Origin of the sequence: Lentzea sp. NPDC051213 (assembly GCF_044455585.1) — a bacterium.
In the GTDB taxonomy this organism is placed as follows: domain Bacteria; phylum Actinomycetota; class Actinomycetes; order Mycobacteriales; family Pseudonocardiaceae; genus Lentzea.
In genome coordinates, this window is the sequence record NZ_JBITEX010000001.1 from 1,187,839 (window position 1) to 1,203,250 (window position 15,412).

Below are 15,412 nucleotides of genomic sequence, written 5' to 3' on the forward strand. Positions count from 1 at the left end.
GCGGTGACCCGCCCTCGTCCAGGCCGTCCGCGCCACGCGCCCGACGACGGTGGTGACCGGTCACCACGCGAGCAGATCCTCGAAGCGGCCGCCGCGCTCTTCGTCGACCAGGGGTTCTCCGCCACCTCCACCCGCGCCATCGCCGACAGCGTGGGGATCAGGCAGGCGTCCCTCTACTACCACTTCGCGGGCAAGGACGAGATCCTGCTGGAGCTGCTGCGCATCTCCGTGCGGCCCAGCCTGGAGATCGCCGGCGCCCTGGAAGGTGCCGCCGCGGAGCCCGCGCTCTACGCACTGGCCGTGGCCGACGCACACACGCTCGCGACGGCACCGCACAACATCGGAATGCTCTACCTGCTCCCCGAAGTGCAACTGGAGCGCTACGACCTGTTCCGCGAGGATCGCGCGGCACTCCAGGACGTCTACGCCCGTCTCGGCGCGAGGATCGCCGGCGACGACCCGGCGTCGGCCGCGGGTACACGTCGGGGGGAAATGCTGATCCAGCTCGTCGAAGTGGTGATCCAGCAACGGCGGACCCGCGTGCCCGGCACGTCCGACTGCCACGCCATCGCCGAAGCCTGCCTGCGCGTGTGCGGAGTCGGTCAACGGGGGATCGCCGCCGCGCGAACGGCCGCCGCAGCCCTGGCGTAGCGCGAGCTGAACCGGCAGTTTCCTGGGCGTGCAATCGTTCCCGAACAATTCCCGAATCGGTGCCTGCATCCTGACCTGAACGGTTCTGGAAGGCGGGGGCTGTGCATGCATCTGGTACCGCGCGGCACCTGACCCGGCGCAAGCCTGCGGCCGGCTGGTGTCTGCGACTGGTGGGGGAGACGGGAATGTGCCGCGCGGGCGAGACACGCGTCGCGGCCGAGATCGGCAGTCGCAAGGCACGCACGTTGCTGGCGGTGCTGGGGTTGCGGTGCGGACAGCTGGTGACGGTGAACGTCGTCGCCGACGCGCTGTGGGGTGATCGTCCGCCACGACGCCCGGTCGCGGGGGTGGCCACGCTGGTGAGTCGTCTGCGCGCCGGGTTCGGGCAGGAGGTGATCGTCGGTGCGGGCTCGGGCTACCGGCTGGGTGAGGCGGTGGGAGTCGACGTCCACGACGCCGAGTTGCTGATCATCGAGGCGGAGCGGGCGGGTGACCCGCGGGACAGCCGCCGTGCCGCGGATCGGGCTCTGGGGCTGATCGGCGGGGCACCGGTGCTGACGGATCAGCCGGCAGGGGAGTGGGTCGAACAGGCCCGGCGCTGGCACGCCGAACTGTTGCGCCGCGCGTGGCACGTGGCGGCGGAAGGTGCGCTGCGCACCGGTGATCCCGAGCGGGCGCGCACGGTGGCGGAGATCGCGATCGCGGCGGACCCGCTCGACGAAGCGGCTTACCGCGCGCTCATGGAGGCGTACGTGGCGGCAGGCGAACCTGCCCGCGCGGTGCTCGCCTACCAGCGGCTGCGCACCGAACTGACCGACGAACTGGGGATCGATCCGGCTCCGCTGACGCGCGACCTGCACCTCTCGATCCTCCGGGGCAGTTCTGCAACGGAACTGCAACGGCCGTACGGATGCTGACGGCATTCGGCGTCAGCCGACTGATCGCGAAGGAGTACAGGATGACCACGCTCATGAAGGAACGCGCCGCGGACATCGTCGCCGGCTGGCGTGCCGGCGAGGACGGCCCGGCCGGACCGCTGTTCCCCAGCGGCGAGTACGCCGAGCACGAGCTCACCATGACCGGCCACTCCGGCAAGTGCGGCACGGTGTGCACGTACTCGCAGGGCCGGCAGTGCTGCTGAGTCGGTAGTCCACAAAGGAGCACGGCGTCCATGCTGCTGAACGATGAACCGCATCCGGCCTATTTCCCCGACGAACTGGCCGGTGAGTTCGGCCCGGCCCTCGTACCCCTGATCGAGCCCGCGCTGGCCGGACTGGCCGCCGAGCTCACGGAGGTACCGGGTCTGGACGATCAGGAGCGGGAGGTCGTGCACCGGGCGACCGCTGTCACCTTGCGGGAGACCGTGTACCGCAAGGTCTGCCGAGTGCTCGTGCTCGAGCTGAACGCGGCCAGGATCACCGGTGCGCTCACCGCGCCGGATCCGGCGGCCCGCTTCGCGCAGTGGCTGGCCGGGGCGACCGATACCCGGTTCTGGGAGGCGCTGGACGAGCACTATCCGCGGTTGCGGCAGCGGTTGTCGACGGTGATCGGCAACCGCTGCGCCGCGGCCGTTGGGCTGGCCCACCGGTTCAGCACGGACCGGGCCGCGCTAGCCGGGTTGCTCGGCCCAGAATCCAACACAGAACCCGGCGCGCTCACCGCCGTCGAGTTCGGCGCGGGGGACAGCCACCGCGGTGGGCAGACGGTGGCAATCCTGACCTGCGCGGCCGGCCGTGTCGTCTACAAGCCGCGTTCGGTCGCGGTCGACGCGGTGCTCGGCCGGCTGTTGGCCGCACTGCTGCCCGACGAACCCGCCCGGATCCGTGTCCCCGAGGTGCTGGAGCGAGACGGCTACGGGTGGGCCGCGCACGTCGGACACCGGTACTGCTCCGGCGATGGGGAGCTGCGCGCGTTCTACCGGGGGATGGGCCACTGGCTCGCGGTCATGCGCCTGCTCGGTGGCAGCGACCTGCACGCGGAGAACCTGATCGCGGCGGGCCCGGTGCCCGTCGTCGTGGACTGCGAGACCCTGTTCACCCCGGTCCACGAGCTCGGCAGGCCGTCCGGCTACGGGCAGGCCGTCGACCGCGCTGTCAGCCTGGTCGGCGGCACGGTGCTGCGGACCGGCCTGCTCCCCGGCCGCGGTCTGGCACTCGGCTGGCGAGGTGTCGACTCCTCCGCGATCGGCTCGTTGCCCGGCCAGCAACCGTCGGCACCCGTTCCGATGGTCGTCGACGGTGGTACCGACCTCGCCAGGGTGGAGCTGGTGCAGGCCCCGATCGCCTTGGCCGCCAACCATCCCAGTGCGGATCCGATGCTCGGCAGGCACTGGCAGCGGATCTACGAGGGCTTCACCGAACTGAGCGAGCGGTTGCTGGAGATCGACCGCGAAGGCGGGCTGGAACCGTTGCTGGCCGGGTTCGCCGACCGCCCGGTGCGGGTCGTGGCCCGTGCCACCGAAGCGTATGCCGAGCTGGGTCGAATGCTCTGGCACCCCACCTCGTTGCACGACGAGCCGGCCGCACGGCTGCGGGCCGCCGGGCTGCTGGCCAAGCAGGCGGAGACGGCGCCGGGCGCGCCCGGCGACCCCGAGGTGATCGACGCGGAGATCGCGGACCTGCTCGACGGCGACGTGCCGTTCTTCGCCACGACGCCCCGAGACGGCGTGCTGACGGGCCCTGGCGGAACCACCTGGGGCAAGCCAGTGGATCTCGTCGCCGACGCGCTGGAACGGTGGCGGCGCAACGACCTGGTGCTCGACCGGCAGGTCGCGGAGGCCGCGCTGGTGAGTGCCTATCTGAACGAGGGCTGGCTGCCGGACGACCGCCGCCTGCTCGCCACGACCGTGAACACGGATGACCTCGACCGTCGTCGGCGCACCCTGGCGGCCGACATCGTCCACGCCGTCCAGGATCACGCGCTGCGGGCGGAGGACGGGTCCGTCACCTGGATCGCGCCGGTGCTCAACCCCACCGGATGGGCGGTCACGCCACTCGGCCCGGATCTCTACGGCGGTCTCACGGGCATCGCGGTTCTCCTTGCGGCGTACCAGATCGAGGTGAACGGGGGCCGGGCCGACGAGGTCGACGGTCTCGACTCCCTGCTGGCCGCCGTGGTGCACACCATGCGGCTCGGGGAGGACCAGCTGGCACGGGAGCGCGCCGCCACGGCTGCGATGCGCCCGGAGCCGCCGGGTGGCTACGTCGGGCTCGGGTCGCAGATCTGGGGATGGCTGCTGCTGCACCGGTTCGGGGTGACTGAAGGACTCGAGCGGGCAGCTGCCTTGGCCGCGCAGGTGGCAGACGGCGCGCGCGTCGACGAGTCGTTCGACCTGCTGCACGGGATGGCCGGCGCGGTGGTTCCCTTGCTGCGGCTCGCCGAAGCGACCGAGGACGTTCGATGGACGGCGCTTGCCTGTCAGATCGGCGACCGGCTGATCGGCGCGGCCACCGCTGATGGGTGCTGGCCGACCGCCTCGTTCCCGGAAGGGATCGGGGGATTCGCCCACGGCGCCACCGGAATCGGCTGGGTGCTCGCCCGGCTTGCCGCGGTCACCGGTGAGGACTCGTACCGTCGCGGCGCGGATTCCGCGTTCGCCTACGAGGAATCGCTTTACGATCCGGCCCTGGGAGGCTGGCGGGACCTGCGTTCGCCGGACATGGCCGCGTCGGCGTGGTGTCACGGTGCGGGCGGGATCGGCATCGTCGCCGTCGACCTCGGGCAGCGCGACGTGCTGCGGCGTGCGGCCGCGGTGTGCTGGGAATCGGGGCTGGGCTGGAACCACACGCTCTGTCACGGCGATCTCGGCGCGTGGGAGGTCATCGACGCCGCGCTGGCCGCCGGGGTGGGGCCCGTGGACAGGGTGACGCTGGACGCTCACGTGCTCAGCAGCCTGGAGGAGTACGGCCCGATCAGCGGCATGGCCAGGGAGGCGTTCTCGCCAGGCCTGCTGCCAGGGCTCGGCGGGGTGGCCTACCAGCTCCTGAGGATGCATCCGGACTGCACGCTGCCCAGCGTCCTGCTGCCCGATCCCGGACCGATCCGGCGATGACCGAGGCGCTGGCGTCCCCGTACTGGCGGCTCGACGACACCGGCCGGCCGCTCTCGTTGTGGCAGCTCATCCGCCGGTTTCCCGCGGCGTGCAGACCGGTCGTCGAGGTGATCCGGCTGGCGGCGCCCCGGTCCGCCGCAGCGATCGCCGTGCTGCAGGTGGCGTCCGGCGTGACCGGGGCGTTCGGGTTGCTGGCGACGACCGGCGTGCTCGAGGAACTGCTGACCGCGGGCCCCACGACGCAGCGGGTGACCGCGGCCGTACCGGCGCTGGTGCTGGTGATCGTGGCCTACCTGGCTCGCGGTGCCATGGACGCGGGCGTCTCGCTGGCCACGGCGCGGGTGGTGCCCGGGGTGCGCCGGGTGGCCGAGGAACGGTTGTTCGACGCCGGCCTGCACGCCGAGCTGGTCGCGTTCGACGACGACCGGTTCTACGACCGGATGCACCGGGCTCGCGATCGTGGCCTGTTCTACCTCGAACAGGCCACCGCCAACGTGATCGCGTTGCTCGGCGCGGTCTTCGCCGTGGTGGGAGCCGCCGGGATCATCGGGGTGCTGCACCCGGTGCTGCTGCCCGTGCTGCTGATCAGCCTGGTGCCGGAGGGCTGGGCGGTCTTCCGCTCCGCCCGGCTGGGTTACGAGGGCATGACCCGGCTGGTGACGTTGAACCGCAGGCTGCGGATGATCTCGGATCTGGCCACCGATCGCGAACCTGCGGCCGAGATCAGGGCCTGTCAGGCCGAGGCGTTCGTGCTCGACGAGTACCGGCAGCTCGCCGATGCGTTGCGGGATCACGAGGTCGCGGTCGGGCTCGCTCAGGCCAGGACCGGGATCGTCGGCAGGGCGTGTGCCGGGGTGGCCACCGCCGGGACGTTCGTGGCGCTGGGCTTGTTGTTGTACGCCGGATGGATTCCCTTGGCGGTCGCGGGCACGGCGGTGATCGCGATCCGGACGTCGTCGGCGACCCTCCGTCAGCTGGTGCGTGCGACCAACGAGCTGTTCGAACAGAGCCTCTACGTCAGCGACTACCAGTCGTTCCTCAGCACGGCACGGGAGCGTCGACGTTCGGCGTCCGTCGTTGAGGCACCGCCGGCTCCTGACCGGATCACGTTGCGCGAAGTCGGGTTCCGGTATCCGGGTGCGTCTGTGGATGCCTTGAGCGGAATCGATCTGACCATCCACAAAGGACAGATCATCGCGCTCGTGGGGGAGAACGGCTCAGGCAAGACCACCCTGGCGAAGATCATCGCCGGGCTGTACCGGCCTGGCAGCGGACAGGTGTGCTGGGACGGCAGGGACATCTCTGCTTTCGACCCGGCGGATGTCGCCGACCAGCTGGTGATGGTGTTGCAGGACCCGGTCCGCTGGCCGCACGATGCCAGGACCAACGTCCGGGTGGGCCGCCACGACCGCGCCGATCCGGGCGACGCGGCGTTGCACTCGGCCGCCGACGCGGCGCGTGCCACGGAGGTGGTCGAGGGCTTGCCGCACGGCTGGAAGACGTTGCTGTCCAAGTACTTCCGGGACGGCCACGAACTGTCTGGCGGACAGTGGCAGCGACTGGCCGTCGCACGCGGCCTGTTCCGGGACGCTCCGCTGGTGATCTGGGACGAGCCCACCGCGCCACTGGACGCCAAGGCCGAGTACGCGGTGTTCGAGTCGTTGCGGCAGCTCGCGGGCAGCCGCACGGTCGTGCTGATCACGCATCGCCTGGCCAGCGTGCGCGACGCCGACCAGATCTACCTGCTGCACGAGGGCAGTCTGGTCGAACGCGGCACGCACGACGAACTGCTCGCCGCGGGCGGGCGATACGCGCAGCTGTACGGGCTGCAGGTCGAGATGTACACCGGCGCGGCGACGTGACAGCCGACCTGAAGGGTCTCGTGCTGCCAGGCGATCCGGGCTACGCAGCGGCTCGTCTGTCGTTCGCCCGCAGCCTCGACGAGGTGCTGCCCGAGGCGATCGTGCGGTGCGCAGACCCGGCCGACGTGGCGGAAGCGATCACGTTCGCCCAGTCCCGCGGGATGCCCTTCGCGTTGCGCGGTGGCGGCCACAGCTTCGCCGATCACTCGTCGACGCGTGGTCTGCTGATCGATCTGGGCGGCCTCACCTCGATCGCCGTGGGCGCTGGGACTGTGACGGTCGGGCCCGGTGTTCTGGTCGGCGGTCTGGCCCGGCACCTGGCCTCGTACGACCGGGTGGTGCCGTGCGGCTGGTGCCCCACGGTCGGGGTGACCGGTGCGGTGCTCGGTGGCGGATACGGTCCGCTCAGCAGGTTCTACGGGCTCGGCGCCGACCACCTGCTGGCCGCCGAGGTCGTGCTCGCCGACGGCAGGACGGTGCGGGCGGACGCCGACCACGAGCCGGACCTGTTCTGGGCGTTGCGCGGCGCGGGCGGTGGGAACTTCGGAGCGGTCACCTCGATCGTGCTGCGCACCCGACCGGCTCCCGCGCTGGTCTCGTTCTGCGTCCGGTGGCCGTACCGCCAGGCGACGGCCGTGATCGAGGCGTGGCAGCGGTGGGCACCCGATGCTGCGGACGAGATCAACGCGGAGGTCGCGCTGACCGTGCCGGACTCGCTCGACGAAGAGCCTTCGGTGACGGTTTTCGGCGTCGTAGTCGGAGACGGGGCAGGGCTCGCCGGTTTCGTTGACAGGGTCGCCGGCGCGGAGATCTCCCTGACGCCGCTGACCGGCCGAGCCGCTGCCCGCCACCACACCTATGCCGGCGAGCCCGCCGCCGAGGTTCCGTTGGGCTCACCGCCGCCGGGGGAGCGACCTGGCCAGCGGGTGACGAAGTCCGAGTTCTTCGACCACCCGTTGCCCCGCGACACCATCGCCGGACTGGTGGCAGGTCTGGTGCACGAACGGGTCGAGGGCCAGCACCGGGAGCTGGAGTTCGTGCCGTGGCGAGGCGCGATCGGCCGAGTCCCCAGGCACGCCACCGCATTCGTGCACCGCGATGCCCGTTTCATGATCAGGCACGCGGTGCTGACCGGCCGTCGGGCCACCGACGGGCAACGCCTGGCCGCGCGCCGGTGGGCCACGTCGAGCTGGGCTCTGGTGCATCCCCACGGCACCGGGCACGTCTACCCGAACTACCCCGATCCGGACCTGACCGAATGGGAACATGCCTACTACGGCAGCAATGTCGAACGGCTGCGCGAGGTCAAGCGGGCTTACGACCCGACCGGCGCGTTCCGGTTCAGACAGTCGATCTGACCTCAGCCAGGCACCTCGTCGAGATACGCCTTCGCCTGCAGCGTGAACAGTTCGGCGTACCCGGCCTTGGCCGCCATCAGCTCCTCGTGCGTCCCGTATTCGGCGACCTTCCCGTGCTCCAGCAACAAGATCCGCTCCGCCTGCCGCACGGTCGAGAACCGGTGCGAGATGTACAGCGTCGTGCGGCCTTCCGACAGCTCCCGCAGTCGCGCGAACAGGTCGTGCTCGGCCCGCGCGTCGAGAGCCGACGTCGGCTCGTCGAGCACCAGGATCGGCGCCTCCCGCTGGAACGCCCTGGCCAGCGCGATCTTCTGCCACTCACCGCCCGACAGGCTGACACCCTGGTCGAACCACCGGCCGAGCGGGCTGTCGTAACCCTGCGGCAGTCGCTCGATCCGCTCGTCCGCCCCGGCGCGGCGTGCCGAGTCCTGGATGTGCGGCCGGTCCTCGAGCCGCGTCAGGTCGCCGAGGCCGATGTTCTCCGCGGCCGTGCCCTGGTACGTCACGTAGTCCTGGAACATCGCGCTGATCCGCGTGCGCAGCTCGACGGGGTCGTACTCGCGGACGTCGACGCCGTCGAGCAGGATGCGGCCGCCGGTCGGGTCGTAGAGCCGGCAGAGCAGCTTGAACAACGTCGACTTGCCCGCGCCGTTGCGGCCGACCACCGCTACCGTCTCGCCGGGCCGGATCTCGAAGCTGACGTCGTCCAGCGCGCGCTCCTCGGCGCCGGGGTAGCTGAAGGTCACCGAGTCGAACTCGATGTGACCCTCCACTGTGGACGGCATCGGCCGTGGCGACGCCGGCGCCGTGATCTCCGGCTTCGTGTCGAGGAACCGGTACAGCGTGTCGAGGTAGAGGTTGTTCTCGTACATCCCCGCAAACGCCGTGAACAGCCCGGACACCGACGCCTGCACGGACGCCGCCGCGGCCGTGTACAGCGCCAGGTCTCCCAGCGTGAGCCGTCCGCCGACCGCTTCCAGCGCGATGTACAACGTGATCGCCGAACCCGCGATCGTGCTCAACAGCCCCCAGGACGTCGAGCTGATGTTGCGGTTGATCGTCAGCTTCCGCTGTCGCTCGTAGGAGACGGTGCCGAGCCGCCGGAACCGGTCGACGAAGTACGGGCCGAGCCCGAACAGCTTCGTCTCCTTGGCGTAGGTGTCCGTCGTGACCAAAGAGGACAGGTAGTCCATCCGCCGTTTGATCGGCGACATCAGGAAGGTCAGCCAGAACGCGCGGGAGCCGTACCTGGACTGTGAGATGAACGCGGGGATCGGCGCCGTCAGCGCGACCAGGGCCAGCAGCGGGCTGATCGAGACGAGCAGCGCGATCATGCTGCCGAACGTGATCAGCGTCCGCAGGAGCCCCAGCGCGGAGTTCATCATCGACAGCGGCCGCGTCGGCGCTTCCTGCGCGGCCTGACGCAGCATGTCGTACGACGTCGAGCCCTCGAAGTACGCGAGGTCCAGGTCGCTGGCGTGCGCCATCACCTGGTGGCGGATGGTCAGCGTCATGCGTTCCTGCAGCAGCGACTGCGCGATCGACGTCAGCGCGCTGCTGATCGCCGTCGCGGCGAGCACGCCGAACTGCAACAACGCGACCTTCGCGATGTCACCCGTGGTGCCGGTGTGCTGGATCGCCGCGACGACGGAGTCGAGCAGCAGCTTCGCGATGTACGCGGTCGCGGTCGGCAGGAGCCCCGACAAGACCGTGATCAGCGCCAGGATGATGGTCAGGACCGGGCTGGCCTGCCACGTCAGCTTCGCGACCTTCGGCAGACCGCGCACGGTGCCCGCCACGGACGTCCTCGCGCGCTTCAGCCGGGAGCGCAGATCCTTCGGTCCCTCTTCCTGCTTCGGTTCGGGAATGTCGACCGGCCCGGTGAGCCCGCTCTCCGGCACCGTCGTGGCGCGCCGCCGACGGCCGCGCCGGCCCAGCAGGAACTCCACACCGCCGCCCGGGATCATCCAGCCTCCACAGCGCCGTGCAGGAAGAAGTCGACCACTTGGCGCGTGGTGGGCGCGTCATCCGTCGCCAGTCGGCGGCCGCCGAAGAGCAAAGTCAGGAAGAGGGCGGCGAGCTGCTCGGGCGGCAGCCGCAGCCGATCCTTTTCGGGCGTGAACAGCTCGACCATCGCCCCCCGGATGGCGGCCATCGACTCACGGCGCCCACCCTTCCAGGTGCCCCTTTGGCGTTGTTCGGGGTCGCGGTGCTTGACGCGTCCGGACGCGTGCAGCGCGCTCATCAGCGCGCCCATTCGCTCGAGGTGCGCGCCGAGCGCTTCGGCGGCTTCGACGAGCCGGTCCTCCAGGGGCTGGTCGACGGGGATCTCGGCGATCGCGTCGAGCACGTGATCGGGCCGCAGTGCCTCGGCCGTGCAGGCGTCGAACAGCTCGTCCTTGTCCTTGAACGCGCGGAAGATGGTGCCCTCGCCGATGCCGGCGGCGCGGGCGATCTGGCTGCTCGTGACGTTCGCGCCGTGCTCGATCAGGAGCGGCAGCACCGCGTGCACGATCATGGCGCGCCGGTCCTCGGCGCTCATGCTCGGCGCTCTTCGCCGGGTTTCGGCTGCTTGTGTCATGTACCCAGCCTGCGGAGTGAGTGCTCACTCCGTCAAGTGAGTATTGCTCCCGGGGCTCCTGGAACCTCCCTGTCCGTGCGGCGTCCTGATGATCGACAGAGGGGGTGCGACATGTCCGGCTGGCGGTCTGTGTGGTGTCCGGTCGCGGTGGCGGTGGTGCCCACGTGCCTGTTGCTCATCGGAGTCGCGGTGCCGGGCGGGTACTACACCGTCCTGACGCTTGCGCTAGTTGGCTGGGCAACGGTGGCGTGGTTGTGCCTGGTGGTGGGCGCGGGTCAGGTCGGCCACCCCGTTCGGCGCTGGTGGCCGTTGCTGCTCGTGCCTGCCCTGTGCGCGGCGAGCTGGGCGGCCGCGTCGGCCGGTCTGGTCGGCCCGGCACTGTTTCCGTTGCACCGGTCGGCGTTGGAGAAGGTTGTCTCGGTGCCGGGTGCGAAACCGCCTCCGAGTGTGGGCCTCTACTCCTTCAGGGGCCGGTACAAGAATCAAGGATGCACGTTCTTCATCACGAACGATCCCGGCATGACCCGAGCCGCGGGCTTCGTCTGGTGCCCAGGTTCGAATCCCGCCGCGACGACCTGGGACGAGGCGTACCGGTTCGAGCCGCTGGGGGGCGATTGGTACGCGTTCCACCTGGGACGGTCGACGCGAGCGGGCGGCGGTGCGTGGCGCCTGCGGCTGAGCGCGCTCTCCCCACCGATCGAGACCTGATTTGGCGAGATCGGTGCGCGCCGAGCGCTGCTAACGTGCGCTCGTCCATTCCAGAATCTGGAGCGCGCCGCCATGAAGTACACCGTCTCGATCGAGATCGCTCTGCCGCGGGAGACAGTGGTCCAGCTGCTGGCAGACCCGGCACAGATGCCGAAGTGGCTGCGGGGCCTGGTGCTGCACGAGCCGATCAGTGGCACGCACGGGCAGGTCGGCACCGTGTCGCGAGTCGTGATGCAGACGGGTAACCAGAAGTTCGAGGGCACCGAGACCATCACCCGCCGGGAACCGGTGGACCTGCACGGGATCCCGGGGGACAGCGTCGTTCACTTCGAACGCGAGATCGTCGGCGACGGCATGTGGAGCGCCGCGCGCGAACGGTTCACCGAAGCCGGTCCGCAGTCGACGCTCTGGCGGAGCGAGAACGAGTACCGGTTCAGCGGCGTGGTGATGCGGCTGGTCGGGCTCTTGATGCCCGGCGCCTTCCGCAAGCAGTCGCTACAGCACATGCAGGACTTCAAGGCATTCGCCGAGCAGGGACTCGACGTCCGCGACGCAAAGGGCTGACCGGGCCGGGGTCTCGTACTTTGGACCGATCTGTCCTGGTGCGGGCTCTCGTACGATGAGGACGTGTTCGCCCTTCTGCGGTCGGTGTGGGATGAGCCCCGGCCGGTGCCTGCGGCAGCGCGGCTGTGGTGGGACTGGGCGCTGGCCGCCGTGCTCCTGCCGGTCGCGGTGCTCGAGGTGGTGCTGCGCCCGGACCTGAACTCGCGGGTCGGCTCGCTGATCGTGGCGGTGGGGCTGCTGCCCCTGTTGTTGCTGCGCCGGAGCAGGCCGCTGTTCGTGGTCGCCGTCGCGTTCGGCGTGGCCGCGATCGCTTCGCTGGTGTTCCGGGGCGAGCCCGAGCTCAACGTGATGCTCTACATGGTGCTCTTCCCGTTCTCACTGTTCCGGTGGGGTTCCGGGCGTGAGGCGGTGATCGGGCTGGCGATCATGCTCGGCAAGGTCGGGCTGTCGGCGGCACTTGGGTTCATCAGCGTGGGGGAGTCGGTGGCCGGAAGCGCTGTTCTCGGGACCGCGTGCGCCCTCGGTGCCGCGGTGCGCTACCGAGGGCGGGCGCGGGCGCGGGAGCTCGAACAGGTCAAGCTGCTGGAACGGGAGCGGCTGGCACGGGACCTGCACGACACGGTGGCGCACCACGTGTCGGCGATGGCGATCCGGGCCCAGGCGGGGCTGGCGACGGCGCCGTCGCGGCCGGAGGCGGCGATCGAGGCGCTCGGCCTGATCGAGTCGGAGGCGTCACGGGCGCTCGCCGAGATGCGCACGATGGTGCGAGCACTGCGCCACAACGAACCCGCGGACCTGGCACCCAGCCCGACCTTCGCCGACATCGAACGGCTCGCCAGCCCCGGCCGGCCAGGACCCGAGGTCGACGTGCGGATCGACGGGGCCGTCGACGACCTCCCGAAGTCGGTGGGGACCGCGATCTACCGGCTCACCCAGGAGTCGGTCACCAACGCGCGGCGGCACGCCCGGCACGCCACCCGCATCGAGGTGCGCGTTACCGTTGGCGACTCGTCGGTCCACCTGCGAGTGAGCGACGACGGCGACCACCGCGGTGCCGCGGCGAGGGGGCACGGGGTGATCGGCATGATGGAACGCGCCGGCCTGCTCGGCGGCACCTGCGAGGCGGGCCCGAACCCCGACCGCGGCTGGACCGTGACCGCCGTGCTGCCGCTCACCGGGTCGGCGGCATGAGCATCCGGGTCATCGTCGCCGACGACCAGGAGATCGTTCGCACAGGACTCTCGATGATCCTCGACGCCCAGCCGGGCATCGAGGTCGTCGGCCAGGCACCGGACGGACAGCAGGCCGTGGAACTGGCCCGGCGCCTGCGGCCGGACGTGTGCCTCTTCGACATCCGCATGCCCGGAATCGACGGCATCGAGGCCACCCGCCTGCTCGCCGGGCCCGGCGTCGCCGACCCGCTCGCCGTCGTCGTGATCACCACGTTCTACCTCGACGAATACGTCTACGCCGCGCTGCGCGCAGGTGCCAGGGGGTTCCTGCTCAAGGACGCCGGCGCAGCCCTGCTCGCCCAGGCCGTCCACGCCGCGGCGGCCGGTGACGCCCTCATCGCTCCCAGCGTCACGGCCCGGCTGATCGAGGCGTTCGCGGACACCAAGCCCGCCGGGCCCGCCATGCAGCCGATCGAGCCGCTCACCGAACGGGAGGAGCAGGTCCTCGCCGCCGTCGCCGGTGGGCGCACCAACAGCGAGGTCGCCAAGGAGCTCTACATCACGCTCAGCACCGTGAAGAGCCACATCGCCAGCCTGATGGCCAAGATCGGTGCCAGGAACCGGGTCGAGATCGCGATCTGGGCCTACGAGACCAAGCGCGTCCGGGGTGGAATCCGGCACCGGTCAGCCGAAAGTACGACGAGCGGGCCGGACCATCGGCCGGGATGATCGCAGCCCATCTTCCGATGAGGTGACACCCCCGCTCGAGCCACGATCTGGCGCATGACCTCCTCTGCCAAGTGGGACAAGCTCATCCCGGCCGCGATCATCCTGTTCAGCGTCATCCCGGTGCTCGGTGGCGCCCTCCGGCTGGGCGAGCTGGGAGGCGGCGCGGAGATCACACCGGACAACGCGCGGTTCTTCGCCTCACCTGTGCCCGTGGTGGTGCATGCCGTGACCGTCAGCGTGTACAGCATCCTCGGCGCGTTCCAGTTCGCACCCGGCTTCCGCCGCCGCAGACCGGGATGGCACCGGGCGGCAGGACGACTTCTGGTCCTTTGTGGACTCCTGGGGGCGCTGTCGGGCTTGTGGATGACCGTGTTCTACCCCAAACCCGCCGACGTGGGCGCTCTGCTCACCGGCATCCGGCTGGTGTTCGGCACGGCGTGGGTGGTGTTCATCGTGCTCGGTTTCGCCGCCGTCCGTCGTCGCGACTTCACCGGGCACCGCGCCTGGATGATCCGCGGTTTCGCGATCGGGCTCGGCGCCGGCACACAAGCGGTGACATTGAGCGCGTGGCTCCTGGCCTTCGGCGCGCCTGACCGACTCAGCAAGGCGATGCTGATGCTCGCCTCCTGGCTCGTCAACCTCGCCGTGGCGGAGTGGATCATCCGTCGCCAGACGCTGCCGACCCGCGCGGCCATCCGGGTCCGCGCCACGGCTGGGGAGACCCGATGAAGGCAGTTGTCCAGGACCGGTACGGGTCACCGGACGTGCTGGAATTCCGCGACGTGGAGCCGCCTTCGGCCTCCGGCAACGAGGTGCTCGTACGCGTGCACGCGGCCGCGCTCAACGCCTACGACTGGCACGTCATGCGCGGGGACCCTTACCTGGCCCGGCTCACGGGTATCGGAGCCGCCGCGCCAAGAAGGAAGATCCGCGGTCGCGACTTCGCGGGCAGGGTGGAGGCGGTGGGCCGGGACGTGCGGCGCTTCCGGCCGGGTGACGAGGTGTACGGCGACCTCGGTGCCGCCGACGGAGCGTTCGCCGAGTACGTGTGCGTGTCCGAGGACCTCGTCGAGGCCAAGCCCGCCAACCTGACGTTCGAGCAGGCCGCCGCCGTACCACTGGCCGGGCACACCGCGCTGAAGGGGTTGCGGGACATCGGAAAGCTCCAGCCGGGACAGCACGTCCTGATCAACGGCGCGTCCGGCGGCGTGGGCACGTTCGCCGTGCAGATCGCTAAGTCCATGGGCGCCACCGTGACCGGCGTGTGCCGCACGAGGAACGTCGAGCTGGTGGCGTCGCTCGGCGCGGACCACGTCATCGACTACACCACGGACGACTTCACCAGGAACGGCACGCGCTACGACCTCGTCTTCGATCTGGTCGGCAATCACTCGCTGACCGGTTTGCGGCGCGCGCTCACGCCGGGTGGGACGATCGTGCTGTCCGGCGGGGGAGTGTTCAGCGGAGGCAGCCTCGTCGGGCCGATGTGGTTGATGATCAGGGCGAAGCTGCTGGCCCCGTTCGTCCGCGACCGGTTGCTGGTGCTCACCACGACGCTCGACCGGGAGATCCTCGCGGCGCTGCGGCACCTCGCCGAGTCGGGAGGCTTCACGCCGGTCATCGACCGCACCTACACGTTGGACGAGGTGCCCGATGCCGTTCGCTACATCGAGACCGAACACGCCCGCGCGAAGGTCGTGATCACTGTGTGAGGGTGACGAGGCCGGCGGTGGTGA

At 70.4% G+C, this 15,412-nt stretch carries 14 protein-coding genes; 12 read left to right on the forward strand and 2 right to left on the reverse strand.

Annotation, left to right across the window (positions count from 1 at the left end):
- Positions 1-3 precede the first annotated feature (3 nt).
- The 6 genes from ACIA8G_RS05070 to ACIA8G_RS05095 all read left to right on the forward strand — a co-directional run bounded on the left by ACIA8G_RS05070 (position 4) and on the right by ACIA8G_RS05095 (position 7,922).
- Entirely contained in the window at positions 4-651 is a 648-nt protein-coding gene (locus ACIA8G_RS05070; protein ID WP_396416955.1) for a TetR/AcrR family transcriptional regulator, read from the forward strand.
- A 101-nt stretch (positions 652-752) separates the two neighbouring features.
- The gene (locus ACIA8G_RS05075) at positions 753-1,568 is read left to right on the forward strand and encodes a BTAD domain-containing putative transcriptional regulator (RefSeq protein WP_396416956.1); all 816 of its coding nucleotides are present in this window, start codon (positions 753-755) and stop codon (positions 1,566-1,568) included.
- Positions 1,569-1,609: 41 nt separating this feature from the next.
- On the forward strand, positions 1,610-1,792 hold the full coding sequence (locus ACIA8G_RS05080) for a DUF6229 family protein (protein WP_396416957.1): 183 nt from the start codon (positions 1,610-1,612) through the stop codon (positions 1,790-1,792).
- Between the two features lie 30 nt (positions 1,793-1,822).
- On the forward strand, positions 1,823-4,702 hold the full coding sequence (locus ACIA8G_RS05085; protein ID WP_396416958.1) for a type 2 lanthipeptide synthetase LanM family protein: 2,880 nt from the start codon (positions 1,823-1,825) through the stop codon (positions 4,700-4,702).
- Positions 4,699-6,564, forward strand: a complete 1,866-nt coding sequence (locus ACIA8G_RS05090; protein WP_396416959.1) for an ABC transporter ATP-binding protein — start codon at positions 4,699-4,701, stop codon at positions 6,562-6,564. Before ACIA8G_RS05085 ends, ACIA8G_RS05090 begins: the two co-directional genes overlap by 4 nt.
- Complete coding sequence (locus ACIA8G_RS05095) at positions 6,561-7,922, forward strand: FAD-binding oxidoreductase (RefSeq protein WP_396416960.1); 1,362 nt, start codon at positions 6,561-6,563, stop codon at positions 7,920-7,922. The genes ACIA8G_RS05090 and ACIA8G_RS05095 overlap by 4 nt, the downstream gene beginning before the upstream one ends.
- A 2-nt stretch (positions 7,923-7,924) precedes the next feature.
- Here the strand turns inward: ACIA8G_RS05095 and ACIA8G_RS05100 are convergent, their stop codons facing one another.
- On the reverse strand, positions 7,925-9,871 hold the full coding sequence (locus ACIA8G_RS05100; RefSeq protein WP_396417318.1) for an ABC transporter ATP-binding protein: 1,947 nt from the start codon (positions 9,869-9,871) through the stop codon (positions 7,925-7,927).
- Positions 9,872-9,885: 14 nt separating this feature from the next.
- A complete protein-coding gene (locus ACIA8G_RS05105) occupies positions 9,886-10,464 on the reverse strand; it encodes a TetR/AcrR family transcriptional regulator (RefSeq protein WP_396416961.1) in 579 nt (192 codons plus the stop codon).
- A gap of 150 nt (positions 10,465-10,614) precedes the next feature.
- On the opposite strand from ACIA8G_RS05105, the gene ACIA8G_RS05110 reads away from it, so the two are divergent.
- The 6 genes from ACIA8G_RS05110 to ACIA8G_RS05135 all read left to right on the forward strand — a co-directional run bounded on the left by ACIA8G_RS05110 (position 10,615) and on the right by ACIA8G_RS05135 (position 15,388).
- Complete coding sequence (locus tag ACIA8G_RS05110) at positions 10,615-11,211, forward strand: hypothetical protein (protein WP_396416962.1); 597 nt, start codon at positions 10,615-10,617, stop codon at positions 11,209-11,211.
- 72 nt (positions 11,212-11,283) lie between these two features.
- The gene (locus tag ACIA8G_RS05115; protein WP_396416963.1) at positions 11,284-11,775 is read left to right on the forward strand and encodes an SRPBCC family protein; all 492 of its coding nucleotides are present in this window, start codon (positions 11,284-11,286) and stop codon (positions 11,773-11,775) included.
- A 63-nt stretch (positions 11,776-11,838) separates the two neighbouring features.
- Complete coding sequence (locus ACIA8G_RS05120; protein ID WP_396416964.1) at positions 11,839-12,966, forward strand: sensor histidine kinase; 1,128 nt, start codon at positions 11,839-11,841, stop codon at positions 12,964-12,966.
- Entirely contained in the window at positions 12,963-13,676 is a 714-nt protein-coding gene (locus ACIA8G_RS05125; RefSeq protein WP_396416965.1) for a response regulator, read from the forward strand. Before ACIA8G_RS05120 ends, ACIA8G_RS05125 begins: the two co-directional genes overlap by 4 nt.
- Before the next feature lie 54 nt (positions 13,677-13,730).
- Positions 13,731-14,405, forward strand: coding sequence for a DUF2306 domain-containing protein (locus ACIA8G_RS05130; RefSeq protein ID WP_396416966.1), 675 nt, complete (start codon positions 13,731-13,733; stop codon positions 14,403-14,405).
- Positions 14,402-15,388 (forward strand): NAD(P)-dependent alcohol dehydrogenase, encoded by a 987-nt coding sequence (locus ACIA8G_RS05135; RefSeq protein WP_396416967.1) that lies wholly within the window; start codon positions 14,402-14,404, stop codon positions 15,386-15,388. The genes ACIA8G_RS05130 and ACIA8G_RS05135 overlap by 4 nt, the downstream gene beginning before the upstream one ends.
- The last annotated feature ends 24 nt before the right edge of the window (positions 15,389-15,412 follow it).

Bases quoted from the DNA above. Each gene is read 5' to 3' on its own strand.
- ACIA8G_RS05135 (WP_396416967.1), top strand. From the start codon at position 14,402: ATGAAGGCAGTTGTCCAGGACCGGTACGGGTCACCGGACGTGCTGGAA.
- ACIA8G_RS05085 (WP_396416958.1), top strand. From the start codon at position 1,823: ATGCTGCTGAACGATGAACCGCATCCGGCCTATTTCCCCGACGAACTG.
- ACIA8G_RS05110 (WP_396416962.1), top strand. From the start codon at position 10,615: ATGTCCGGCTGGCGGTCTGTGTGGTGTCCGGTCGCGGTGGCGGTGGTG.
- ACIA8G_RS05090 (WP_396416959.1), top strand. From the start codon at position 4,699: ATGACCGAGGCGCTGGCGTCCCCGTACTGGCGGCTCGACGACACCGGC.
- ACIA8G_RS05125 (WP_396416965.1), top strand. From the start codon at position 12,963: ATGAGCATCCGGGTCATCGTCGCCGACGACCAGGAGATCGTTCGCACA.
- ACIA8G_RS05130 (WP_396416966.1), top strand. From the start codon at position 13,731: ATGACCTCCTCTGCCAAGTGGGACAAGCTCATCCCGGCCGCGATCATC.
- ACIA8G_RS05105 (WP_396416961.1), bottom strand. From the start codon at position 10,464: ATGAGCGCCGAGGACCGGCGCGCCATGATCGTGCACGCGGTGCTGCCG.
- ACIA8G_RS05115 (WP_396416963.1), top strand. From the start codon at position 11,284: ATGAAGTACACCGTCTCGATCGAGATCGCTCTGCCGCGGGAGACAGTG.
- ACIA8G_RS05080 (WP_396416957.1), top strand. From the start codon at position 1,610: ATGACCACGCTCATGAAGGAACGCGCCGCGGACATCGTCGCCGGCTGG.